Origin of the sequence: Candidatus Villigracilis vicinus (assembly GCF_016702885.1) — a bacterium.
GTDB classification, from domain to species: Bacteria; Chloroflexota; Anaerolineae; order Anaerolineales; family Villigracilaceae; genus Villigracilis; species Villigracilis vicinus.
In genome coordinates this window covers 252255-274480 of sequence record NZ_JADJDD010000001.1, presented here as the reverse complement: position 1 = coordinate 274480, position 22226 = coordinate 252255, and the positions used below count along the sequence as shown (strand labels likewise).

Annotated in this window: 26 protein-coding genes; 15 read left to right on the top strand and 11 right to left on the bottom strand. The window is 51.0% G+C overall.

From position 1 onward, the window contains the following. Nucleotides 1–40 precede the first annotated feature (40 nt). Nucleotides 41–1684: an ABC transporter ATP-binding protein gene (locus IPG80_RS01385; protein WP_345101857.1), complete on the bottom strand. Its 1644-nt coding sequence runs from the start codon at nucleotides 1682–1684 to the stop codon at nucleotides 41–43. 61 nt (nucleotides 1685–1745) lie between these two features. Continuing rightward, complete coding sequence (gene thrC / locus IPG80_RS01380) at nucleotides 1746–2780, bottom strand: threonine synthase (RefSeq protein ID WP_345101855.1); 1035 nt, start codon at nucleotides 2778–2780, stop codon at nucleotides 1746–1748. 41 nt (nucleotides 2781–2821) lie between these two features. Between thrC and thrB the strand changes: the two genes are divergently transcribed. Beyond that, nucleotides 2822–3706, top strand: a complete 885-nt coding sequence (gene thrB, locus IPG80_RS01375; protein ID WP_345101853.1) for a homoserine kinase — start codon at nucleotides 2822–2824, stop codon at nucleotides 3704–3706. 45 nt (nucleotides 3707–3751) lie between these two features. Here thrB and IPG80_RS01370 read toward each other — a convergent pair whose 3' ends face one another. The 9 genes from IPG80_RS01370 to IPG80_RS01330 all read right to left on the bottom strand — a co-directional run bounded on the left by IPG80_RS01370 (nucleotide 3752) and on the right by IPG80_RS01330 (nucleotide 13327). After that, on the bottom strand, nucleotides 3752–4624 hold the full coding sequence (locus IPG80_RS01370) for a TerC family protein (RefSeq protein WP_345101851.1): 873 nt from the start codon (nucleotides 4622–4624) through the stop codon (nucleotides 3752–3754). Between the two features lie 108 nt (nucleotides 4625–4732). After that, nucleotides 4733–5557 carry a hypothetical protein gene (locus tag IPG80_RS01365; RefSeq protein WP_345101849.1) on the bottom strand — a complete coding sequence of 275 codons (825 nt, stop codon included), beginning with the start codon at nucleotides 5555–5557 and terminating at the stop codon, nucleotides 4733–4735. Nucleotides 5558–5634: 77 nt separating this feature from the next. Further along, nucleotides 5635–5961, bottom strand: a complete 327-nt coding sequence (locus IPG80_RS01360; RefSeq protein ID WP_345101847.1) for an SCP2 sterol-binding domain-containing protein — start codon at nucleotides 5959–5961, stop codon at nucleotides 5635–5637. An 81-nt stretch (nucleotides 5962–6042) separates the two neighbouring features. Then, complete coding sequence (locus tag IPG80_RS01355) at nucleotides 6043–7221, bottom strand: acetyl-CoA C-acyltransferase (protein ID WP_345101845.1); 1179 nt, start codon at nucleotides 7219–7221, stop codon at nucleotides 6043–6045. A gap of 60 nt (nucleotides 7222–7281) precedes the next feature. Further along, nucleotides 7282–7719 carry a GxxExxY protein gene (locus tag IPG80_RS01350; RefSeq protein ID WP_345101843.1) on the bottom strand — a complete coding sequence of 146 codons (438 nt, stop codon included), beginning with the start codon at nucleotides 7717–7719 and terminating at the stop codon, nucleotides 7282–7284. 80 nt (nucleotides 7720–7799) lie between these two features. Then, complete coding sequence (locus IPG80_RS01345; RefSeq protein WP_345102344.1) at nucleotides 7800–10151, bottom strand: 3-hydroxyacyl-CoA dehydrogenase/enoyl-CoA hydratase family protein; 2352 nt, start codon at nucleotides 10149–10151, stop codon at nucleotides 7800–7802. A 94-nt stretch (nucleotides 10152–10245) separates the two neighbouring features. Further along, nucleotides 10246–11505, bottom strand: coding sequence for an acyl-CoA dehydrogenase family protein (locus IPG80_RS01340; RefSeq protein ID WP_345101841.1), 1260 nt, complete (start codon nucleotides 11503–11505; stop codon nucleotides 10246–10248). Between the two features lie 119 nt (nucleotides 11506–11624). Further along, nucleotides 11625–12713, bottom strand: coding sequence for an acyl-CoA dehydrogenase family protein (locus tag IPG80_RS01335; protein ID WP_345101839.1), 1089 nt, complete (start codon nucleotides 12711–12713; stop codon nucleotides 11625–11627). Nucleotides 12714–12766: 53 nt separating this feature from the next. Beyond that, the gene (locus IPG80_RS01330) at nucleotides 12767–13327 is read right to left on the bottom strand and encodes a TetR/AcrR family transcriptional regulator (RefSeq protein WP_345101838.1); all 561 of its coding nucleotides are present in this window, start codon (nucleotides 13325–13327) and stop codon (nucleotides 12767–12769) included. A gap of 155 nt (nucleotides 13328–13482) precedes the next feature. Between IPG80_RS01330 and IPG80_RS01325 the strand changes: the two genes are divergently transcribed. From IPG80_RS01325 to tatC, 14 genes are all read left to right on the top strand, one after another. Further along, nucleotides 13483–14451, top strand: a complete 969-nt coding sequence (locus IPG80_RS01325) for an NAD-dependent epimerase/dehydratase family protein (RefSeq protein ID WP_345101837.1) — start codon at nucleotides 13483–13485, stop codon at nucleotides 14449–14451. A gap of 106 nt (nucleotides 14452–14557) precedes the next feature. Next, on the top strand, nucleotides 14558–15025 hold the full coding sequence (locus IPG80_RS01320; protein WP_345101836.1) for a hypothetical protein: 468 nt from the start codon (nucleotides 14558–14560) through the stop codon (nucleotides 15023–15025). Between the two features lie 92 nt (nucleotides 15026–15117). Next, nucleotides 15118–15465, top strand: coding sequence for a YtxH domain-containing protein (locus tag IPG80_RS01315; RefSeq protein WP_345101835.1), 348 nt, complete (start codon nucleotides 15118–15120; stop codon nucleotides 15463–15465). A gap of 31 nt (nucleotides 15466–15496) precedes the next feature. After that, a complete protein-coding gene (locus tag IPG80_RS01310; protein WP_345101834.1) occupies nucleotides 15497–16153 on the top strand; it encodes a methyltransferase domain-containing protein in 657 nt (218 codons plus the stop codon). A gap of 35 nt (nucleotides 16154–16188) precedes the next feature. After that, entirely contained in the window at nucleotides 16189–16701 is a 513-nt protein-coding gene (locus IPG80_RS01305) for a hypothetical protein (protein WP_345101832.1), read from the top strand. A gap of 22 nt (nucleotides 16702–16723) precedes the next feature. Next, nucleotides 16724–18277 (top strand): fused MFS/spermidine synthase, encoded by a 1554-nt coding sequence (locus IPG80_RS01300; protein ID WP_345101830.1) that lies wholly within the window; start codon nucleotides 16724–16726, stop codon nucleotides 18275–18277. Next, entirely contained in the window at nucleotides 18274–18957 is a 684-nt protein-coding gene (locus IPG80_RS01295; RefSeq protein WP_345101828.1) for a TIGR01906 family membrane protein, read from the top strand. Before IPG80_RS01300 ends, IPG80_RS01295 begins: the two co-directional genes overlap by 4 nt. 28 nt (nucleotides 18958–18985) lie before the next feature. Next, on the top strand, nucleotides 18986–19141 hold the full coding sequence (locus IPG80_RS01290; protein ID WP_345101826.1) for a hypothetical protein: 156 nt from the start codon (nucleotides 18986–18988) through the stop codon (nucleotides 19139–19141). A 25-nt stretch (nucleotides 19142–19166) separates the two neighbouring features. After that, on the top strand, nucleotides 19167–19298 hold the full coding sequence (locus IPG80_RS01285) for a hypothetical protein (RefSeq protein ID WP_345101824.1): 132 nt from the start codon (nucleotides 19167–19169) through the stop codon (nucleotides 19296–19298). 21 nt (nucleotides 19299–19319) lie between these two features. Then, the gene (fabG, locus tag IPG80_RS01280) at nucleotides 19320–20078 is read left to right on the top strand and encodes a 3-oxoacyl-[acyl-carrier-protein] reductase (protein WP_345101822.1); all 759 of its coding nucleotides are present in this window, start codon (nucleotides 19320–19322) and stop codon (nucleotides 20076–20078) included. A gap of 15 nt (nucleotides 20079–20093) precedes the next feature. Next, on the top strand, nucleotides 20094–20441 hold the full coding sequence (locus tag IPG80_RS01275) for an Asp23/Gls24 family envelope stress response protein (protein WP_345101820.1): 348 nt from the start codon (nucleotides 20094–20096) through the stop codon (nucleotides 20439–20441). Nucleotides 20442–20444: 3 nt separating this feature from the next. Next, nucleotides 20445–20903 carry a transcription antitermination factor NusB gene (nusB, locus tag IPG80_RS01270; RefSeq protein ID WP_345101818.1) on the top strand — a complete coding sequence of 153 codons (459 nt, stop codon included), beginning with the start codon at nucleotides 20445–20447 and terminating at the stop codon, nucleotides 20901–20903. A 24-nt stretch (nucleotides 20904–20927) separates the two neighbouring features. Continuing rightward, a complete protein-coding gene (locus IPG80_RS01265; RefSeq protein ID WP_345101816.1) occupies nucleotides 20928–21314 on the top strand; it encodes a hypothetical protein in 387 nt (128 codons plus the stop codon). Continuing rightward, nucleotides 21307–22224, top strand: a complete 918-nt coding sequence (gene tatC, locus IPG80_RS01260) for a twin-arginine translocase subunit TatC (protein ID WP_345101814.1) — start codon at nucleotides 21307–21309, stop codon at nucleotides 22222–22224. Before IPG80_RS01265 ends, tatC begins: the two co-directional genes overlap by 8 nt. The last annotated feature ends 2 nt before the right edge of the window (nucleotides 22225–22226 follow it).

The following is a 22226-nucleotide window of genomic DNA, read 5'->3' as shown; positions in this document are numbered from 1 at the left end:
ATAAATAAACCCTGCACACGCATCGGCGTTGCAAGGAAATTTATTTGGAATAAGCCGCCAGTGCCTCGGCGGATAAGAACCGTCCCGTTTTGGGGAACAGGTCCAGGTTGAGATGCAGAAGCGAGGTTGGGCGCACACGATACTTCTGAAGCATGTCTGTGTCCTTCAAGACATCTTGCGGTTTTCCATCTGCCACAATGTGTTTATCACCGAACAAAAGCACACGGTTCGCATATGTCACCGCAAGGTCAACATCATGCGTGATGAATAAGGTTGCAGCAAAATTCGATGTAAGTATGGATTCTGCTTCTGGCGAAACATCACAAAGCGTATCCATAAAGTGAGTGTAATTGGAAAAATCCTGCCCTGCGGTCGGCTCATCCATGACCATGATCTTCGAGCGCATGGCAAGTACAGCAGCAATGGTTGTGCGTTTTTGCTGCCCAAATGACAAACCCAATGGCGGATACTCCACAAAATTGTTCAAATTAACGGTTGACAGACTCTCGTTCACAAATTTTGGGATCAAGAGCGGGTCAAACTCCAAATTCTTCGGACCAAATTCCAGCTCTTCACGTACGGTCGGCGCATACAACATATGGGTTGGGCTTTGGAAAACATATCCAAGCACGCGCGCGATCTGGGCAACGCTCATCTTGCGAGTATCTTGCCCTTCGATCAACACACGCCCTTTCGTAGGCTTAAGCAAACCAATGGCATGTTTCACCAACGTGGACTTGCCCGCCCCATTAGGACCCAACACCGCGATCAGGTCACCGGGGTAGATTTTCAAATTGACATTTTGAAGAATGAGTGGATATTCATCGTCATATCGAAAATCCACATCTTCAAATACAACCAGTGGCTCGCCTCTCTCTACAACTTTGGGCTTGGGCGCCTCTACCGGAGCGATCGCCTGCGCTTTGACTCGCTGTACCACCCACGGCGCGGGTAATTTCACCTTGGTATGGTCGATCTCTGGAGGCAGGTCATGAATGCCGCCCAGATACTTAATGCGCCCATCCTCCATATAAAGCATACGGTCAGGTTTTGTTGCAATGGCATCTTCTACACGATGCTCAACCAAAATGACGGTCTTACCTTCATCCGCTAAGCTGCGGAAAACCTGCAAGGCTTCATGAGCGGAGGCAGGGTCGAGAGAGGCGAGCGGTTCATCCAACAGCAGGATGGAGGGATTCATCGTCAACACACCGGCAAGTGCCACCTTCTGCTTTTCGCCGCCAGATAAGTTGAATGTCTCGCGTTCACGTAAGTATTCAATGTTTAGGCGTTTCAATGCCTGATCCACGCGCAACATGATCTCTGCACGCGGCATTCCCAAATTCTCAGGACCAAATGCGATCTCGTTATAGACATTACTCGCAACAATCTGACGCTCAGGGTCTTGCAATAGCGTCCCCACAACCTGAGCGATCTCGGGAATCTGCATTTCGGCAACTTCCTTGCCATGCAGCAACACTTTACCTGTTCGCTCACCACGGTAACTGCGAGGAATCAAACCGTTGATACAGCGGGCAAGTGTAGTCTTCCCACACCCACTGGATCCGGCAATTAATAGCAACTCGCCCTGCTTAAGCTCCAGGGAAACATCCTCTAAAGCCAACTCAGGACGAGTTCGATATTTGAATGTCAGGTTCTCAATAACAAGTGGTCGGTTCGTCATTTCAGCTTTATTTTACTCTGAAAAATAACTTTCACAAGGCTGATTAACTTGTCTATTCGTTTTAATTTCCTACCAAATCAATCAAAGCCTGATAATTTGCCGGAATCACTTCGGGCGCCTTAAAAGACTCGGTGATAATGGACGGGTCTTTCATGCCATGCCCTGTACAAACGACAACGATCCGCTTGCCCTTCGCATCCAACGTCCCTTGGCTTGTTTCTGCGATCAACCCAGCCAGCCCCGCCGCAGATGCCGGCTCGACCCACACCCCTTCTGAAGCGAGGATATGTTGCGCATCCAGTATCTGAGCATCAGACACTGCGATGATCTTTCCATTGGATTCCTGCGCTGCGTCCAAAGCTTGTTCACCACGTGCAGGCTTGCCTATGCGAATGGCAGTAGCAATCGTTTCAGGCTTGTCTACGGGGTGCCCCAACACAAGCGGAGCGGCTCCCTCTGCCTGTACACCAAGTACTTGAGGAAGTCCTTTGTTGTATTGTTTAAAGCCTGCCCAATAGGATGTAATGTTTCCGGCATTTCCGACCGGCAGGCACAGCCAATCGGGTGAAGAACCAAGCACATCACAGATCTCAAACGAAGATGTTTTTTGCCCTTCGATGCGGTATGGATTAATGGAATTTACCAAGGCAATGGGGGTCTTTTGCGTGATCTCTACAACCAGAGTCAAGGCATCGTCAAACGATCCTTGAATTTGGATGACTTCTGCGCCGTAGGCAATGGCACCCGCTAATTTGCCAACGGCTACTTTCCCTTCGGGAATCAAAACAATGGACCGTAACCCTGCGCGAGCTGCATAGGCTGCCGCGGATGCAGCGGTATTGCCGGTGGAAGCGCATATGACGGTTTTCGCACCGCGACCGACAGCTTCGCTAATTGCGGCGGTCATGCCGCGGTCTTTAAAGGAGCCGGTGGGATTCAGTCCCTCATATTTGATGAACAATTCGCAGTCAAAATCCCGGCTGAGGCGCGGCATTGGAATCAATGGGGTATTGCCTTCGAGAAGTGAAACGGTCTGAGTGTGGGCAGGTAAGTCGAGATACTGCCTATAACGCTGGATCAAGCCCTGGTAGGTCATATCAACTCCGAGTTTAAGGATGAGCCGATTATAATGTCGGCATGATAAAAATCCGAGTCCCAGCTACCTCCGCAAATTTGGGTCCCGGCTTCGATTGTCTCGGGCTGGCGTTAGACCTTTGGAATGAAATCGCATTTGAAGAAGCCAAGCGGCTAAAATATCGCGCAACTGGAGAAGGTGCAGAGAAGTTAAATAAAGGCAGCAAGAATCTGCTCACCAAATCATATGTGCGGCTTTTTGAGATCTGCGGAAAAAAAATGCCCGGGGTTCATGTTGCCGCCAAAAATGACATTCCCATGAGCAGCGGGCTGGGGTCGAGCGCTGCAGCGATCATGGCGGGGTTATATGGCGCAAATGAAATGCTAGGCAAACCTCTGAACAACATGGAACTATTGAAGCTAGCCACCGACATGGAGGGGCATCCAGATAATGTTGCCCCGGCATTATTCGGCGGCTTGGTGGTATCTGCGATGAACGGTGATGAGATCATTCTGCGCAGGTTTGAGCTTCCAAAATGGACGGTTGTGATCGTTAAACCAGATGTAGAGTGGCTGACCAAAACCGCGCGCGCTGTTCTGCCGAAGTCGGTCTCACGTGCAGATGCGATTTTCAACATCGGTCGAGCTTCGTTGGTTGTGGAAGCCTTGCGTACTGGCGATCTGGAACTGCTGCAAAAGGTGATGGATGATCGCATCCACCAGCCCTATCGCTTGCAGCACATTTCAGGTGGTACAGCAGCTTACAAGAAAGCGTGCCAGTTTGGAGCGGCCGCACTTTCAGGAGCCGGACCATCTATTATCACGTTTGTTCCACCGCAAAAAGCAGAGGAAGCAAAGAAAGAAATTGCGAGGGGTTTTGAGGAGCTTGGCATCATGGCGAAGTCAATCATCACTTCACCGGGTATTTTGGGGACGCACCGAATTTAATAAAAAAGCGGACTCTTTCGAAAGAGTCCGCTTTTTTATTGCAGATTATTTTTTCTTTTTTCCGGATTTTGGTTTAGGCTTCGCTTTTCCGCTTACTACGGCAGGAGCGGATGCGCCAGCCGCCATAACAGGCTGCAGCTCAGGCTTGGCTTCTTTATATGCATCACGCAGATTAACCGGTTTAACGTGCGGGTTACGAACACGAAGGTTAAGCATTTCAACCATCACGGAGAAGCCCATGGCAAAATAAACATAACCCTTCGGGATATGCTGATGCAGTCCCTCCACAACAAGAGTGAAGCCGATTAGCAGCAGGAAACTCAATGCAAGAATTTTGATAGTGGGGTGACGTTCCACAAATTCACCGATGGGGGCCGCCACAAAGATCATGATGGAAGCCGCAATGATAACAGCAATAACCATGATCGTGATGTGATCGACCATCCCAACCGCAGTTATCACAGAGTCGAGTGAGAAAACAATATCCAGCAACATGATCTGGATGATGACACTTGCAAAATTTGCAGCCACCTTTGCAGATGCCGCACCTTCCTTGCCCTCCAATTTTTCATGGATTTCATGCGTGCTCTTCCACAACAGGAAGAGACCGCCAACGATCAGGATCAGATCGCGTCCAGAAATGCCGATGCTATCATGTTCGCCAAACCAGGGAATATAAAAGAATGGTTCTTCGAGGCTGATGATCCATGAGAGAGAGAGTAACAAGAGGATACGCGTGATGACTGCAAGCATAATGCCCGTAGTACGCGCGCGAGGTTGATCTTCCTTCGGCAATTTACCTGAAAGGATCGAAATAAAAATAATATTATCCACACCCAAAACTAATTCAAGCGCGATCAGTGTGATCAGCGCAATCCATGACGCCGGATCGGACACCCAGCCAAATTCAAAGTACATCGCTTCTACTCCTACGAAAAGATTGATGCAATTCTACCAAATTCGATAAAAAAGCCGGGGAGTTGATTGGGGATCTGCTTAAACAACCGTAGTGAAGGGCATTATTTCTTAATTGATCGATCTATTTCGCTCTGTATCCAATACAGCCCATTTGGGGTTCTGGGCATCATAACGAATAAAAACCTTTTTCCCTACGGAATATTTCGCAAATGCAGTTTCACCGATCAACACATCACCTTCCGCCTGAAATGGGAAACCTGCCTTGGGTGTAACCTCAAAATAAATATGCACTGCACGTGAATTTTTCGATGGATAAGGAAGATTCAGGTCATCCACACGGGTGATAACAGCCTCAGCCTGTTCGCCACGGATTTTGAGGTCTTCGTTGCCTTCTGTCATTTTATTGAACGCTGCCCGGCGACCATTAACTTCACGTTCTTTCATGGCTGATTCGTGGTCGTCATCATAATGATCCAGATATGCCCTTGAAGTGTCTTTGGAATCATAGGTCACCCAAATTTTTCGTCCATGCTCGGTGAGCATTTCTTCATTGTTAGCTCGAACAAAGGATGGTCTATAAATTTCATTACGAAAGCGAGTTCGGAAGGGTGCAATATCTTCTGAAAAGACATCCACTTCAAAATCGACCAAATGCCAAGAATGATCTCGGCGATTACGACCGCCCCAGGATACGACTCGTTTAGCAGAAACGATGACAGCCGGAGCCAACATACCGCCGGACAGGAAAATATCTTCCTTGTATTTTGATAAGTCTTCAATGGCTTTGTTTATTTCCTTGATCTCCCCCTCCGCCTCTGTTTTTTCTAAAAAGCCTCCTATGAAATCAGTGAGGTCAAAACCTGTAAAAACTAATATAAACACAATAACTAAAACATAAACAAGTATTGCCTGCCAACTAAAGAAATCTACCATGACGCATCCTCCAATAAAATGAACCCCACTATATCGATAGTGGGGTTCATTTACCAGAGTACTTAAGTCTTAGAGAACTACTTGATCTTGAACATCTGGGTCAACTTCATCGCCAGGTTAAGGTCGCCTGCGAGTTTGAGCTTGCCCTGCATGAACGCCTGCATTCCGTCGATCTCACCAGTGAAAATTTTGACGTAATCAGCAGAATCAGCCGTAAGGGTCATCTTGGGGGAAGCGTGCGTTCCCTTCACAACTTCACATTTGCCGTCTTTGATGGCAGCATACCATTCGCCGGGCTCGGCGCCTGTAAAATTGAACTGAATGGTGGCATCCAGTCCTGCTGCTTTTTCAGGAATGAATGCGCCAGGCATTTTGGACATGAGGGTTTCGATTGTGAGAGCCATTGGTTAGTTTCCTTTTTGTGGTTAGAAAATTACCAATCACTAATTACTGGTAAATGGTAATTAGTGATTGGGGGTTGGTAATTACTGAAGGTTTTCAAAGATCGCCGCCGCACCCATGCCGCCGCCGATGCACATGGTGACCATGCCATACTTTGACTTGCGGCGTCCCATTTCATAGATGAGTTGGGTAGTGAGCTTGGAGCCGGTACAGCCGAGCGGATGTCCGAGGGCGATCGCGCCGCCGTTGACGTTGACCTTATCAGGGTCCATCTCGAGGGTTTGCATCACGGCGAGGGATTGAGCCGCGAAAGCTTCATTCAACTCGAACAAGTCAATATCCCGGAGAGACAGACCCGCGGTTTTAATCGCCTTTGGAATTGCAGCAATAGGACCAATTCCCATCAATTCCGGTGGGACGCCTCCGACTGCGAAGGAGACGAATCTTGCTAGGGGCTTGAGTCCCAGCTCGTGGGCTTTCTCTGCGGACATGACCATGACCGCCGAAGCGCCATCGGACATTTGAGAAGAATTTCCAGCGGTGACAAAGCCACCCTCTTTGAAAGCAGGCTTCAGTTTGGCGAGACCGTCGAGAGTCGAGTCGCCGCGCGGACCTTCATCCCGTTTGACGGTGAAGTTTTTCTTGACTACTTTGCCATCCACATACTCGTTGACTTCCACATCCAGCGAAATCAGCTCCGGGTCGAAGATACCAGAATCAACGGCGTGCGCCGCCTTTTGGTTGCTCTTCAATGCAAACTCATCTTGCTGTTCGCGAGTAATGCCATACTTTGTGGACACATTCTCCGCGGTGAGACCCATATTGGTGTAGTAATGAGGCAACTCCATCGCAAATTGCGGATTAGGCGAGAACTTGTAGCCCATCATCGGCACCATTGACATGGACTCAACACCCGCGCCGATACCGATTTCAATATCGCCAGCTTTGATGGCATGGGCAATATGCGCAATGGACTGCACACCCGACGAACAATAACGATTGATAGTCTCGGCAGGGACGGTATCCGGTAGACCCGCACGAATGGAAATGGTGCGCGCCACGTTCATGCCCTGCTCCCCTTCGGGGAAGGCACAGCCAAAAACCACATCTTCGATCTGAGCAGGGTCAAGATTCGGTGTGCGGTTGAGTAATTCTTTAATTACCGCAGCCCCCATCTCATCGGGACGAACCGTTGCCATGCCACCACGCTTGGCTTTGCCAACAGGAGTGCGGACTGCGCTAACGATAACAGCTTCTTTCATAATATGTTCTCCTTTGTACACGGATTACACTGATTTCACGGAAAAGAACGGATTTATTTCTTATTGGTTTAGCCAGGATAACGAGCCTTTGCGTTCATTATCAAAAACTTTTCTTTTGAAAGTTGCAGATTTTCCAAAATTCATCACATAGCCGACTTCGATTTTAGTTGCCTTGAGGTAGTTCAACAATTGCGCCTCATGCTCTTCAACAATCTGATTAACCGTTTTCAACTCAAGGATAATCAACTCATTCACCAGCAGATCGGCAAATAACTCGCTTATGATCTGCCCACGAAAGTAAACCTTGATCGGAAACTCATCATCTACTTTCAAGCCAATGGATTCCAGCGCAATTTTCATAGCCTTGCGGTAGGTCTTTTCACTAAACCCAAAGCCCAGCTCATTATGGACTTCGTAAAAGACCTTTATGATTTTCTCACTCAACTCCGAGTGCTTACCTTGAAATATCGGTTTTTGTCCTGAGCTGAACTTGTGCATAACTATAACTCCAAGGTTTACCAAATCAAAAGAAAATCCGTGTTACTCCGCGTAATCCGTCAAATCCGTGTCCAGATTTTTTAATTTCTCAATGGTTTGCCTGATTGCAAAATCGACCACATTCTGGCTTGGGTTTTTTCCTCACCACAAAGAGATAAAAATGCTTCTCTTTCCAAATCCAGAATATATTGCTCGCTCACCCAGGTCGGCTTGGTGATGTCGCCGCCCGCAATGATGTGTGCCAGTTTAGTAGCGATGTGCGAATCATATTCGGTGATGTAGTGACCTTCTTTGAACGCCCAGGCACCGATCTTCATCGCGCCAAACATGTCACGCCCTGCAGCATAGATGAGTTCGGGTGTGGGCGGTCTGTAACCTGCATTGACCATATGCAGCACTTCTTTTTTAGCTTCGGTGAGCAGATGGTCGCGGTTGGTCACAATGCGGTCTTGCGGACCGAGGATGCCCATTCCGCGCGCTTCTTCTGCAGAGGTGGCAACTTTCGCCTGACCAATTTGCAGAAAAGCCTTTTGAATGAACGGGAACGGCTCGGCATCAGGAACTTTCACCGCAGGATTAATGATGCGGCGCATGTATTCTTTTGTACCCGCGCCCGCAGGGATGACGCCCGCGCCGAGTTCCACCAAACCGATATAGGTTTCAGAAGCCGCCACCACACGCGAGGCATGCATGGTCACTTCACAGCCGCCGCCGAGTGCCAGCCCAGCAGGAGCGACGACCACAGGCTTGGGCGAGTAACGCATGCGCATGTTCATATTTTGCAGGCGGCGAATGGCATCATCGAGTTGATCCCACATGCCTTGCTGCGCCGCAACGACCACCATGAACAAGTTCGCGCCCGCGCTGAAGTTATCCGCTTCACTGCCGACGACCAAACCGTCGAAATCGGTTTCGAGTTTATCCAACGCTTCAGAGGTGATCGCAAAAATATCGTCATCGAGCGCGTTCATCTTGGTGTGGAATTCCACCAAGCCCACGCCGTCGCCAATGTCAAACAAGGTCGCGCCCGCGTTCTTGCTCACTTCTTTCTTCGTGCCGCGCAAATCCTTCAGGAACACAAATCCTTCAGGCTGCTTGAACTTCACATACTTGCCCTTGGCAACGTCATACGCGCCGATCTTGTTCGCACCTTTGTATTGATAGAAAGTCTCACAACCGTTCTTCAACATCTCGTCCACCCACTTGGCAGCGGGGTAACCTTCCGCCTTCATGCGCTTGACGGTTTCTTTCACGCCGAGCATATCCCAAATTTCAAACGCGCCCGCTTCGTGCATAAAGCCCCAGCGGATGGCATCATCGATCGGCTTGGCAGTGTCTGCCACTTCAGGGATGATGGATGAGACGTATTGGAAACTTTGATATGTGAGCGCCTTGACGAGTTTGGCAGCCTTGTCGTCCGCTTCAAGCATGACCTTGAGCCTGTCACCCAACCCCTCGACATCTTTCGCCGCCTTGACCGAGTCGAAGCGCGGCTTGCTCGCAGGGACATGCTCCAGCGTGTTCAAATCGAGAGAGTAGAACTGCTTCTTCCCCTCCGCGTCGCGGACTTCCTTATAGAAACCGACTTTGGTCTTATTACCGAGCCACTTGCGCTCCATCAACGTATCCATCAGTTTCTGCGGCTTTTCAGCTGCAAGATATTTCTGTCCGAGTTTGTCATGCGGGATCAAGGGCGCAAGATTCTTGCCCACGTGATGCCACACGTCTACACCGACCAGATCTATCAGTCTGAACGTGGCTGTTTTTGGGCGACCCATCAAAGGTCCAGTAAGAGCGTCCACTTCATCCACGGTGTATTCGTTGTTGAGGATAAAGTCCATTGCAAACGCACCCGTACCAAACGCCACACGATTGCCGATGAAGTTGGGTGTGTCCTTGCACAACACAATGCCCTTGCCCAAACGATATTCGCCGAAGTGTGAAATGAACTCAACCACTTCATTCGAGGTATCGGGCGTGGGGATGATTTCCAAAAGTTTCAAATAGCGCGGCGGGTTGAAAAAATGCGTGCCGAGGAAATGCTTCTTGAACTCTTTTGAAAGACCTTCCGCGATTGAAGCGACGGGAATGCCCGAAGTATTCGTCGAAACGATGGCATTCGGCTTGCGGACTTCGTCAATGCGCACCATCAAATCTTGCTTGATCTTGAGGTTCTCGATGATGGCTTCGCAGATCCAATCCGCTTCAGCGACGGCGCCAAAATCATCTTCGAGATTGCCGAGCTTGACCAAGGTCTTCAACTCGTCGCCCATCAAATTGGCAGGGCGGGCTTTGATACAGCGATCCCAACCTTCTTTGACGATCTTATTTTTATCTGGCGAATCTTTCGCAACAATATCGAGCAAGGTCACAGGCACGCCGATATTCGCCAAATGCGCAGCGATCGCTGCACCCATTGTTCCCGAGCCGATTACAACTGCTTTGTGGATGTTGTATTCTCATAGTTTCCTTTGCGAAAAACGATATCGATACTCGTTCTTCGAATATCGAATATCGAATTATCAGCTATCGTAATTCCGCACCGGTATAACCCAAAATCTGCCTTGCCACTACGAGGCGATTGATCTGACCCGTACCTTCATAGATATCGGTGATCTTTGCATCGCGGAACCACTTCTCGAGCAGGAACTCGCGGCTATAGCCGATGGGTCCCAAAATTTCCACGGCTTTCTGCGTGACCTTGGTCGTGACATCACCCGCGCGAACCTTGCTCATCGAAGATTCGAGCGCGTTGGATTTCTTATTATCTGCCATCCAAACGGCTTTCAAGGTCATCAACCATGCCGAGCGCAGTTGGATATCCATATCGATCACATCACGTTCGATGGAGGTCAGTTTATTGCGCGGCAAACCATATCGAATTTGGACGCCGTTCTCGGCGAGTTTTTCCTTGAGGAATTCAAGCGCGGCTCTTGCCACACCCAAGCCTGATGCAGCCACAAGCGGTCGGGTTGCGTCGAAGGTTGCCATTGCACCCTTGAAGCCGGTGTTGTTCTTCTCAACAGTTGGTTTGCCGAGCACATTCTCGAACGGAACGCGCACATCGACGAGGGAGATGGCAGCCGTGTCACTGGCTCGGATGCCAAGTTTGTGCTCTAACTTGCTGATTGTGACACCCTTGGTACCAGACTCGACCACAAAGGCACGCATGCCTGCGCGTCCGGCAGAGGGATCAATGCTTGCCCAAACGACGATGAAGCCCTTGCCAAGTTTTTCATATTCAGTGAAGGATTTATCACCGCCAGTGACAAAAATTTTCTCGCCGTTGATAATCCATTCGTTGGTCTTTTCATCCAACACGGCACGCGAACGAATGGCGGAAGTATCAGAACCTGCGCCGGGTTCGGTCATGCACATGGCGGCGTAGGTCGGCTTGTCGCTGTTGAATCTTTCGAGGAACTTGGCTTTTTGTTCAGGGGTTCCAGCCGCTTGGACAGCCGCTGCACCCAGTCCGCCGCCGGGGGTGATGAGGTAATAGCCCACATCGCCCCACGCCAGCATTTCGATCTGCGCGGCAAGTTTCTGATATCCAAGCGGTGGGCGCTTCTCTTCGCCTTCCTTGGGCTTGGGCTCGGTGACAGTCAAGCCGCCTCCGCCGCCCATCGAGCGCATGGCAGTGTGCATGAATTCAACATAATCCCACGGGATGGCATGTTCGTTCTCGTCCATTTCGCGTGAGGTGGTGCGCATCATATTTTCAGCAACCGTCTTCAGCATGGCTTGCATCTGAGCGATCGGTTTGGGGGTTTCGAAATCAATGGTCATGATTTGTTCTCCTAGTATTCGTCATTGCGAGGGCGCTCTTGCTCTTCGCCCGAAGCAATCTCGTTGTTGGAACATGAGATTGCTTCGTCGGGAAGAACGCCCTCCTCGCAATGACGGAATTAGATAATCACCAGTCCCAACAGCGACGCAAATCCGCGCCCGTTGCGCATGAGCAATTCGACCGGGTTCTCACGGATGTAACCGTGACCGCCGTAAATTTGCACGCCGCGGTCAGTGACCATCATCGCCATATCGGCAGCGCCAGTTTGAGCGAGGTATGCCGCTACACAAGAATCTTCCTTGTTGTTATCGAGCTTCCAAGCGGCTTCCCAAGTGAGCAAACGCATGGCTTCCATTTCAGTCACCATCTCAGCGAGGAAGAAGGCAATGGCTTGCTTCTGGGCGATCTTCACGCCGAAGGCATCGCGCTCTTTGGCGTAATTCTTTGCATACTCAAAAGAGGACTTGGCAACACCCAAAGCAGCTGCAGCGGAGGCAACTCTCATCGCAGACAGGATCAGTTCAAAGTCATGACCGGAAGCGCCACCGAGTCGGCTGGCGGAAACATTCTCGAGTTTGACTCTGTACATGGGCAGGGCGTTGAGTCCCATCAGTTTTTCGCGTTCAGCAGAGATGGATAACCCTGCGCTTCCCTTCTTGACGATGAAACCTTGAGTGACCCCATTGAGATTCGCGTACACGATGAGCGCTTCGGCGTCCTTCGCAAACGGAACGAAAATTTTCTCGCCATTGAGCACATAGGCATTGCCTTCAGCTTTGGCAGTGGTCTTGAGGGCGTTGGGGTCGAAGTCGAAACTCATTTCCATGAGCGCGGCAGTGTACGGAGCCCAATCGCCGCCGACGATCTTGGGGAGATATTCCTGCTTCTGTTCTTCGCTGCCGCCGAGCAGAATCGGCGTAGCGAAAAGCGACGGGGTCAGGACAGCCAGCGTACCGGCGAGATCGCCGAATGCCATCTCTTCGAGAGCCAGCACGCCAGTGACGGCGCTGCGCTCACCGAAACCGCCATACGCCTCAGGCGTGGAGGCTTGCAAAAAGCCGAGCTCCCAGCCTTTACTGACGAGTTTCTTCGGCAGTTCGTGACTTTCCTCGGCATCATGCGCAGCGGGACGCAAGTCATTGGCTGCATACTTCCCCACCGCATCGATCAACATCTGTTGCTCTTCATTGGGTTCGAACGAATACATGTGTCTTCTCTCCTTTGTTAGACGATAGACCAGTGACCGTGGACGGTCGGCGTTTACTTCAACATACCTTTCAATACAAAATCAGAATAATCATCGGCGATCTGCTCGATGGATTTTCCGCCATCGGGGTGATACCAGGTGAGGGTCCAATTCATCACACCCATTAATGCACGAACAGCCAACCCGGTATCTTTTAGGTCAAAAACCTTTGTCTTCACCCCTTCATTAAGAACATCCCGCCAGAGCGCCTCGAACGTATCGCGTTGAGGGACATGGCGGGCATGGGACTTTTTATCGAGGGAGCGGTGCTCGAATAGCAGAACAGCGGTCAGGTCGGCATTTTCGGCAAGGGCAGATAAATATCCGCGGATCATGAGCTTGAGTTTTTGATCGGCGGGCAGGCTTTGCTGGGTAATGGAGGCAATATGGTCTGTTAACATCACCAAAGCGCGGTCAAGCAGAGCAAGCAGCAATTCCTGCTTGGAAGTGACGTGATGGTACAGGCTTGCCTTTTGGACATCCAACGTGGCGGCAATATCAGACATGGACGCGCCATGAAAGCCCTTCTGGCGAAATACCTGTGCGGCAGCATCGAGAATATCGTCTCTAGTCACGAACGTCTCCTTCCCTACCGAACGGTAGGTAGGCAGAGTTTACTACTGTCATCAGGCAGAGTCAAGGGATTTCATCCGCCTCAACACAAATTTATTGGGGTGTAAAAAATACGGCGGTAGAATTGTCTGGGTTCATAACCTACAGGAGAATGAAGATGAAATATTTTGTGACAGGTACAACCGGTTTTGTCGGCGGCGTATTGGCAAAGAAACTTCGTGAAGCCGGGCATGATGTCAACGCCTCCGTCCGCTCGCCAGAGAAGGCGAAAGAACTGCAAGCTCTCGGCGTAAAATTGTTCAAAGGCGATGTGACCGACAAAGAGTCGATGCGTGAGGCAATGACCGGTGTGGACGGGGTCTATCACGTGGCAGGCTGGTACAAAGTCGGCGTAAAAGATAAGAGCGGCGGAGTACAGGTCAACATCAACGGCACGCGCAATGTGCTGGAATTGATGCAGGAATTGAAGATTCCCAAAGGCGTGTACACGAGCACCTTGGCGATCAACTCAGATACCAAGGGCGTGCTGGCAGACGAGAAGTACCACTTCACAGGTGAACACATCAGTGAATACGACCGCACCAAAGCGGAAGCCCATAAACTGGCGGATGAATTCATCGCGCAGGGACTGCCGCTGGTCATCGTCCAACCGGGGCTGATCTACGGACCCGGCGATACGTCATCGGTTCGCGCCTCGCTGCTTAATCTCCTCAAGGGTCAACTGCCCATGCTGCCCCGCCAAACCGCGATGAGTTGGGCGCATGTGGACGATATTGTCCACGGGCATATTCTGGCGATGGAAAAAGGCAAGATTGGCGAAAGCTATATTATTTGCGGTGAAAAATATGAGCTTTATGAAGCCTTCAAACTCGCCGCACAGACGGCGGGAGTCCGCGCGCCGATGGCGGCTGCCCCCGGCATGATGAAAACCATGTCGGTATTGGTCAAGCCGTTCGATGCCTTCATGCCCGAGTCGTACACATCGGAAGGTCTGCGCATCATCTCCGGTGTGACATATATCGGTGATAACAGCAAGGCAAAACGAGAACTTGGTTATGATCCGCGCCCGGTGAGCGAGGGCTGGGTGGAAACGGTCAAACTTGAGATGAAATTGCAGGGTAAGTAATCGCGAAAGAAAAGGCGGATGGACGGAAGCAGGCAGCCCTTAAGGGAGAAGCGCCTGTTTCCGTATCCGGCTTTTTTCTGCATCGCTTATCTGCTATAATTAATTCATGGCACTACCCAACCCCACCGAATCCGTTCCACAAGCTCCCCCTCCGTTAACGCCTGAACAATTGGCTGAACTGCGTGAAAAAGAACGCCAGCAAAAACAGATGATGGCTGGCGTCATTGCCATTGTTGTCGTGCTGGTTGCCCTGCTCGGCGTAGCGATCTATTTCCTGCTTCAGCCCGCCACCCCCACGGACAAGATCCGCGATGTTTTCATTATTGTCGTGGCGCTTGAAACACTGGTGATCGGCGTGGCATTGATCGTGCTGGTCATTCAATTGGCAAGCCTGATCAACCTGCTCCAAAATGAGGTCCGCCCGATCTTACAGGCGACCAGCGAAACCGTGAACACCCTGCGAGGGACCGCCGAGTTTCTGGGTGAAAACGTGGTGGAGCCCGTCATCAAACTCAACGGCTATCTGGCTGGGTTGAAACGCATGATGGAAATGCTGGGCATCAAACCCAAGTAAAGACCGCGAAATTCAGCCGCGAGTGCTATGTTAGAATTAGCGGCATCAAACCTGAACAAAATAACATCAACTGACTAAAAAGGAGAAATACCATGTCTGACCGTGATGAATTTGGAGCCTTTCTTGTAGGATTTGTCGTCGGTGGGTTGACTGGCGCCGTGGTGGCGCTGCTCTTTGCCCCGCAATCAGGCGAAGAAACCCGCGCCCTGATCAAAGACAAGTCGATCGAACTGCGTGACAAAGCCCAGATCAGTGCAGAAGAAGCCTATGCCCGTGCCGAATCTGCCGCCAAAGAAGCCCGCGCCCGCGCTGAAGAACTTGCTCACGAAGCCCGCGCCCGCGCTGAACAGCTCGCCGCTGAAGTAAAAGAACGCGGTAAGGGCGCCATCGAAGCTGTACGCAAGCCGAAAAAAGACGGCAGCGAAGCCACACCCGCGTAACCTCTTTAAAACCGTAACGAGGGTTTGACACATGTCAAACCCTCGTTTTGTTTACATCATGCGCAGTTTCATGCGGCACTTTTTTCAACTGCTCTACCATCCCTTTGCTTTCACTTACGATCTGGTGGCATGGGTCGTTTCTTTTGGTAAATGGAACAACTGGGTCTTGAGCATTTTCCCCTTCATCGAGGGGACTCGCATTCTCGAAGTGGGTCACGGTCCCGGACACTTGCAGCGCTTCCTGCGTGACCGTGGGCTGGCACCTGCCGCGATCGACGAATCATCGCAGATGGGGCGTCTCGCCAGCCTCCGCCTCGGCACGAATCACAAACTGGCGCGGGCGCTCGCCCAATCCCTGCCTTATGCAACAGACTCTTTTGATACGGTCGTATCCACCTTCCCCAGCGAATACATCTTCGACCCGCGCACACTTGCCGAAATCAGACGCGTCCTCACGAATGACGGCAAACTGGTGGTGCTGCCCGCAACATTCCCTTCGAACTCCTTTCTCAAATGGCTGTACAAGGTCACAGGCGAAAGCCCGCAGGCAATAGACTCTTTATTGGTGCAGCGTTTTGCCAAACCTTTTGAACAGGCTGGGTTTAACACCGAAGTCAGGATCCAAGACCAGCAAAAAGGGGCAGTCTTGATCGTGATCTTGGCCAAGAAAGAAACACGATCATTTTAGGCAAACTAAAACTTTAGAAATATAAGGAACCTATCATGGAAGATCAAAAGGACGTTATCCAGAATGAAACGCGCGGCAACAATACAATTAAAATATTGGGGATCATTGTTTTTATAGTTGCCTGCCTGGCGTCTATCAGTGCAGCAATGCTCGACCTGGCTGGCGAACAAGCTGTTGGTAAGGTATCCAATGCCGCCACCAATTGTTCTGGCGGCAAAACCTGCTGGACGGGTAAAGTAGAATTCACCACTACCAACGGCGAATCCATCTCGTTCTATCCCTTCACAGCTCCAATGTTATTTGATGCAGATCCATTTTTGAGCGGCAGATCCTATGCAGATTACGGTAACTATCAGGTTCGCTATCTGGCTGCGTACCCGCAGTTCGCGAAAGTAAAATTAGCATACTTCCTCGAATATACAACTCATATCAGTGGGTTGTGTCTGGGCGGCTTTCTGCTCCTGATCGGCTCGGCGTTTTCAGGCTCGAAGAAACCCAACAAACCTCTCGTCCTTGACTTGAGCAGTTTTAGAAAAAAAGGCGAATGATCCATTCTTAACAGGAACAATAATGAAAAAATATCTTCTCTTCACCGTCTTCATTTCAGGCATGACCACACTCGCGGCAGAACTCGCCGCAGGCAGGCTCATAGGGAACGTTTTTGGCACGAGCAATCTCGTTTGGGCAAGCATCATTGGTCTGATCCTTATCTATCTCACCTTGGGATATTTCCTTGGCGGCAAATGGGCAGACAAGAATCCCACTCCGCTGGCAATGTACCGCATCCTTGCATGGGCGGCGTTCACCGTGGCACTTGTGCCATACGTCGCAGTCCCCGTTCTCAGGTACGCGGCAGATGCATTTCAAGCGCTCAGTGTTGGCATTCTCGCAGGTTCGTTCATCGTGGTGCTGATCCTTTTCATTGTGCCGATCACGCTGCTCGGAACGATCTCACCATTCGCCATTCGCCTCTCCATGGAAGATGCCGCAACCGCAGGGCAGACCTCCGGGCAGATCTATGCCGTTTCCACGCTGGGATCATTCATTGGTACTTTTTTGCCAACACTTATTTTTATTCCCACCATCGGTACGACCAAAACCTTCCTGGTGTTTGGGCTTTTCCTGCTTTTTGTTGCATTGGCTGGGCTCGGTAAATTCGCCAGTAGAAATGAAATGCTCAAACTCATTTGGATGCCCATCGTACTGGTGATCATCGCTGCCATCTTTGCGAATCAGTCGCTCAAGAAAAACACCGGGCAGGTCTATGAAACCGAATCAGAATACAACTATATTCAAGTGCAGGAACTGAACGGCTATACCCTCCTGCGCCTCAATGACGGGCAGGGTATCCATTCCATTTATCATCCCGAACAAAACTACTACAACGGTCCCTGGGAACTTTTCATGGTTGGACCCTATTTCTATGAAAACCGCTCACCGGATGATATTAAGCACATGGCAATCGTTGGTCTTGCGGCAGGGACGGCGGCACGCCAGGCAACCCTTGTTTACGGCGAAGACCTGCTCATTGACGGCTTCGAACTGGATTCAAAGATCGTAGAGGTAGGGTACAAATACTTTCACATGGGCTCGCCTAATTTAAACGTGGTCATTGGCGACGGCAGATTAAACCTCGACCGTTCTCAAGAAAAATATGACATCATCGCCGTGGATGCCTACCGCCCGCCGTACATTCCACCGCATATGACGACACTCGAATTCTTCGAGATCTGCGCCTCCCACCTAGCCGAGAATGGTGTGCTGACCTTGAATGTTGGCTCCACGCCGGGAGACCGCCGTCTCATTGACGGGCTGGCAACCACCATGGCTCAGATCTTCCCCTCGGTTCACATCATGGACATCCCCGGCACGCTCAACACAATGGTCTATGCCACCATGCAGCCGACCACGTCGGAGGCGTTCTACACCAACCTCATCCGTCTGGCTGAAGACAAAAGTTTGGATCCACTGCTCGTCACGACCATGTCATCAACATATGTCAATCTAAACCCCGGCTACGAAACCACCACCGTCTTCACCGACGACCTCGCCCCCATCGAATGGATCGTCAACGACATGGTTGTCCGCTTTGTCTTGAAAGGCGGGCTGGAATTTTTGCAATGACCAACACGCCGAAACTCCCCAACTTCCTTTCCTACCTCGTATCTCTTGCCACTCCGCTCGCGTTGATCGGTCTTGCGCTGCGCATTCTGCTCACTCCGGCTTATTACACCGTTGAATACAACATGCCCTACTTTCCAGCTGATGAATACGGCTTCACCAGAGAAGACCGTTTGAAATGGGCGGAACCTTCCGTAAAATATCTTGTCAACAGCGCGGATATTTCGTACCTCGGCGATCTAAAATTCGATGATGGCACTCCCATCTACGGCGAGCGCGAGCTCAGCCACATGGCAGATGTCAAGAACGTCATTCAGGGCGCCTTGCAGGCTTGGTATATCTCCCTGGCTATTTTGATCCTGCTGGCAGTCTACGCTCAACGCAGCAGCTGGATGCCCACTTATATGGACGGACTTCGCCGCGGCGGGTGGTGGATGATCTGGCTGGCATTGGCACTGGCTTTCATTGCTGGTGCCGGCATTTTGCTCAACCCCGATATTTTCTGGGCATTTTTCACCTGGTTCCATTCCCTATTCTTTGAAGGCGACTCCTGGCTTTTCTATTATTCAGATACCCTCATCCGCCTCTTTCCGATCCGCTTCTGGCAGGATGCCGTCATTGTCATGGCGATTATCGCGCTAGGCGGCGGAGTCGGGCTGGCGTTCGGGCTGAAAACAAAATAAACATTTTTCCCCGAAAGGGGGATTCGTCATGCCTCTCACTGACAGCCAATGCAAGGATTTCTTTGGTCTCTCGCATCAAGAATTGATCCATATCACGGATGCACATACGCTTAAAGTGCAGGCGTGGCTCTCTTCGCGCAGTCCGCAGGCAAAGAAGTGGAAGCCCTCAAGCATTTTTTGCTGAGCGAAACGTCCTTACCCAAATACTAATGGAAGCTTCGAAGATGGAAGCAAACATGATCGCCCTGACCGCCAGCGAGGCAGGCGCAGGTTTGTATTCGCAATTTGGGTTCATGCATCTATTCGATTTCGATTTTTACTCAATTCCAGATGAAGTATAATTTCAATACAGGAGCCCCTTTATGTCCTTCAAATTATCTTTAGAAAATAAAGTCGCAATCGTCACCGGTGGTTCGCGCGGGATCGGACGCGCCATCGCCTTTGAATTTGCCGAACGCGGCGCGGCAGTTGTGGTCAACTACAATAAATCTCCCGAATCTGCCGAAGAAGTGGTCAAGAAAATTCAAGAAACCGGCGGGAAAGCCGCAGCCTTCCAAGCGGATGTTTCAGATTTCAAGCAGGCAGAGGCGTTGATCAAATTCGCCGTTGATACGTTTGGCGATCTCAGCATCCTGGTCAACAACGCCGGGATCACCCGCGATCAACTCATCATGATGATGCCCGAATCCGATTGGGATGCAGTCATCAACACCAACCTCAAGAGCACTTTCAATTGTTCCAAAGCCGCCGTAAAACATATGATGCGAAAACGTACCGGACGCATCATCAACATGGCATCCGTTGCAGGGCAAATGGGCAACCCCGGACAAACGAATTACTCCGCCTCGAAGGGCGGACAGATCGCCTTCACCAAAGCACTGGCGCGCGAAGTTGCCGCACGCAATATCACCGTCAATGCCATTGCGCCGGGGTTTGTCGATACTGAGATCCTCGATGCCATGACCCCCGAAACTCTTGAAGCCGCGCTCAAAATGGTGCCGCTGGCGCGCAAGGGTAAACCTGAAGAGATCGCTTTCACCGCTTCCTTCCTCGCCTCCGATGGCGCCGCGTATATTACCGGTCAGGTCATCGGCGTGGATGGCGGCATGGCAATGATGTAAATAACAGGAGCAAGAATGACAGAAAATACCCAAGGCAAGACCACGGTTTCACCGGAAGTACTCACCGCCATAGCAACCCTCGCCGCTTTGGAAGTCCCCGGCGTCAGCCGCCTCGCACCCGTCAGCGGCGGTGTGAATCGGCTCTTTCGGCGTGGCGTGAGCGACGGTATCCGCATCGAAGTCAAAGACAACACGGTCTTCGCAGATATCTTTCTGATCCTCAAGGATGGAGTCAACATCCGTGAAGTGAGCCGCAATGTTCAGGCGAATATTGCACGCTCGGTTCAGGAAATGGTCGGTATGGATATCGGTGAGATCAACGTTCACATCGAAGACATTGATTTTGAAGGGGACGAGGCGTAACGCATGAAACCCCGAACCCGGGCGCGTGCGCTCGCCCTGCAAGTGTTATATGAGACCGATCTTTCCGCGCACCTGCCCGGTGAAGTGCTAAAAACGCGCCTCGAAGAAACCACCCTGCCGCCAGACCTCGCCGAATTTGCGCGCGGTATCATATTTGGCGTACTACCCATGCGCGAACATCTCGATGGTGTGATCGCAAAGTACGCACCCGAGTGGCCCCTCGATCAGATCGCCGCCATCGATAGGAACATCCTGCGCATGGCATGTTGGGAATTCGCCATCTCGCGCGATACACCCGTCAAAGTTGCCATCAACGAAGCCGTGGAGCTTGCCAAGTTATTCGGCTCAGACTCCACGGCGCGTTTCGTGAATGGCGTACTCGGAACATTGGTGGAGCATGAACGGGAAATCTCTGAAGTCCTGAAAAAAGAAATTCCGCACGAAACGAATCTGGAATCATAAGCAATGGAAATTCTCGGCATAGGAATGCCTGAACTCATTTTTATCGTGATTATTGCCCTGCTCATCCTCGGACCAAAGGATATGCAAAAAGCAGGCAAAACGATCGGAAAATTCCTCCGCGATGTGGTCACATCCGACGGCTGGAAACTTTTCCAACAAACCTCCCGTGACTTGCGCACCCTGCCCAATAAACTGATGCGCGAAGCAAACGAGGAACTCAACCAGTTCAACAAGGACCTGCAAAGCGCCGCCTCCATTCCAGACCCGACACGCCCCACCCCCGCAGGTTCTCGCCCGCAACCCCAGCCGTACGCTGCCACACCTCCAGCCAAAGCAGTCAGCGAGAACCGTATCGCACCTGCTTCTCAAGATAAACAAGAATCCGAAAGCGAACCACAGAACAATGCGTAAGTTCTTTATCGGCGTATGGCGGGTGATCACACTCCCATTCCGCCTTGTCTTTGCCATCATTGCCTTCCCGTTTCGAACCATCCATCGTTTTTACAAACTCCTGAACTCGGAGCCGGATGAACGCCCCATCGCAGATGTATTCGCAGACCTGGTCACAGAAAAAGAAGTGCGCGACCAGCTATGGGAACAGGTCGAAGCGTTTCGCATGCATCTCCTGCGTTCGGTGCTGGTGCTAGCCGCATTTGTTATTGCAGCATTTTGGGTGGCGCAACCTGCAATGGCATTCCTCGCCGAACCCGTGGGCGGACTCGAAAAACTGCAAGCCATTCAGGTGACAGAAGAGATCGGTGTCTTTATGCGCGTGGCAATGACACTCGGAATCGCAGCCGCTTTCCCATACATTGCCTTTGAGCTATGGCTTTTTGCCGCCCCAGGGCTACGTCCACGCGAAAAGAAAATGGGGTTGGTGGGCATCCCGATCGCCTCTCTCCTTTTTTTGACCGGCATGGCATTCACTTTTTATGTTTTGCTTCCCGCGGCATTACCCTTCCTTGGAAGTTTCACCTCCATTTCACAGTTCTGGTCAGCAAGGGAATATTTCTCCTTCGTCACCGGGCTGATGCTGTGGATCGGCGGTTTCTTTGAATTCCCGCTCATCATTTACCTGTTGACCGCCATTGGGCTGGTCAACCCGAAATTTCTTGCCGACCAATGGCGGTTGGCAATCGTCATCATTGCTGTATTGGCAGCTGCCATCACACCCACCGTTGACCCTGTCAACATGGGGTTGGTGATGGCTCCGATGATTTTGTTATACTTTATCAGCATCGGCTTGAGCTATCTCGCCTACGCCGGGCGGAAGAAGAATGCCGAAGCTCAGGAATCAGCCAGTGACGTTGAATTAGGCTAGGG

What these genes read in the sequence shown, in the direction of transcription:
- tatC (WP_345101814.1), top strand. Translation starts at nt 21,307, where the DNA reads ATGCGTAAGTTCTTTATCGGCGTATGGCGGGTGATCACACTCCCATTC.
- IPG80_RS01305 (WP_345101832.1), top strand. Translation starts at nt 16,189, where the DNA reads ATGGAAGATCAAAAGGACGTTATCCAGAATGAAACGCGCGGCAACAAT.
- IPG80_RS01290 (WP_345101826.1), top strand. Translation starts at nt 18,986, where the DNA reads ATGCCTCTCACTGACAGCCAATGCAAGGATTTCTTTGGTCTCTCGCAT.
- IPG80_RS01275 (WP_345101820.1), top strand. Translation starts at nt 20,094, where the DNA reads ATGACAGAAAATACCCAAGGCAAGACCACGGTTTCACCGGAAGTACTC.
- IPG80_RS01295 (WP_345101828.1), top strand. Translation starts at nt 18,274, where the DNA reads ATGACCAACACGCCGAAACTCCCCAACTTCCTTTCCTACCTCGTATCT.
- IPG80_RS01310 (WP_345101834.1), top strand. Translation starts at nt 15,497, where the DNA reads ATGTCAAACCCTCGTTTTGTTTACATCATGCGCAGTTTCATGCGGCAC.
- IPG80_RS01370 (WP_345101851.1), bottom strand. Translation starts at nt 4,624, where the DNA reads ATGTACTTTGAATTTGGCTGGGTGTCCGATCCGGCGTCATGGATTGCG.
- IPG80_RS01265 (WP_345101816.1), top strand. Translation starts at nt 20,928, where the DNA reads ATGCCTGAACTCATTTTTATCGTGATTATTGCCCTGCTCATCCTCGGA.
- fabG (WP_345101822.1), top strand. Translation starts at nt 19,320, where the DNA reads ATGTCCTTCAAATTATCTTTAGAAAATAAAGTCGCAATCGTCACCGGT.
- IPG80_RS01335 (WP_345101839.1), bottom strand. Translation starts at nt 12,713, where the DNA reads ATGTATTCGTTCGAACCCAATGAAGAGCAACAGATGTTGATCGATGCG.
- IPG80_RS01385 (WP_345101857.1), bottom strand. Translation starts at nt 1,684, where the DNA reads ATGACGAACCGACCACTTGTTATTGAGAACCTGACATTCAAATATCGA.
- thrC (WP_345101855.1), bottom strand. Translation starts at nt 2,780, where the DNA reads ATGACCTACCAGGGCTTGATCCAGCGTTATAGGCAGTATCTCGACTTA.
- nusB (WP_345101818.1), top strand. Translation starts at nt 20,445, where the DNA reads ATGAAACCCCGAACCCGGGCGCGTGCGCTCGCCCTGCAAGTGTTATAT.
- IPG80_RS01315 (WP_345101835.1), top strand. Translation starts at nt 15,118, where the DNA reads ATGTCTGACCGTGATGAATTTGGAGCCTTTCTTGTAGGATTTGTCGTC.
- IPG80_RS01340 (WP_345101841.1), bottom strand. Translation starts at nt 11,505, where the DNA reads ATGACCATTGATTTCGAAACCCCCAAACCGATCGCTCAGATGCAAGCC.
- IPG80_RS01355 (WP_345101845.1), bottom strand. Translation starts at nt 7,221, where the DNA reads ATGAAAGAAGCTGTTATCGTTAGCGCAGTCCGCACTCCTGTTGGCAAA.
- IPG80_RS01285 (WP_345101824.1), top strand. Translation starts at nt 19,167, where the DNA reads ATGGAAGCTTCGAAGATGGAAGCAAACATGATCGCCCTGACCGCCAGC.
- thrB (WP_345101853.1), top strand. Translation starts at nt 2,822, where the DNA reads ATGATAAAAATCCGAGTCCCAGCTACCTCCGCAAATTTGGGTCCCGGC.
- IPG80_RS01350 (WP_345101843.1), bottom strand. Translation starts at nt 7,719, where the DNA reads ATGCACAAGTTCAGCTCAGGACAAAAACCGATATTTCAAGGTAAGCAC.
- IPG80_RS01320 (WP_345101836.1), top strand. Translation starts at nt 14,558, where the DNA reads ATGGCACTACCCAACCCCACCGAATCCGTTCCACAAGCTCCCCCTCCG.
- IPG80_RS01360 (WP_345101847.1), bottom strand. Translation starts at nt 5,961, where the DNA reads ATGGCTCTCACAATCGAAACCCTCATGTCCAAAATGCCTGGCGCATTC.
- IPG80_RS01300 (WP_345101830.1), top strand. Translation starts at nt 16,724, where the DNA reads ATGAAAAAATATCTTCTCTTCACCGTCTTCATTTCAGGCATGACCACA.
- IPG80_RS01365 (WP_345101849.1), bottom strand. Translation starts at nt 5,557, where the DNA reads ATGGTAGATTTCTTTAGTTGGCAGGCAATACTTGTTTATGTTTTAGTT.
- IPG80_RS01325 (WP_345101837.1), top strand. Translation starts at nt 13,483, where the DNA reads ATGAAATATTTTGTGACAGGTACAACCGGTTTTGTCGGCGGCGTATTG.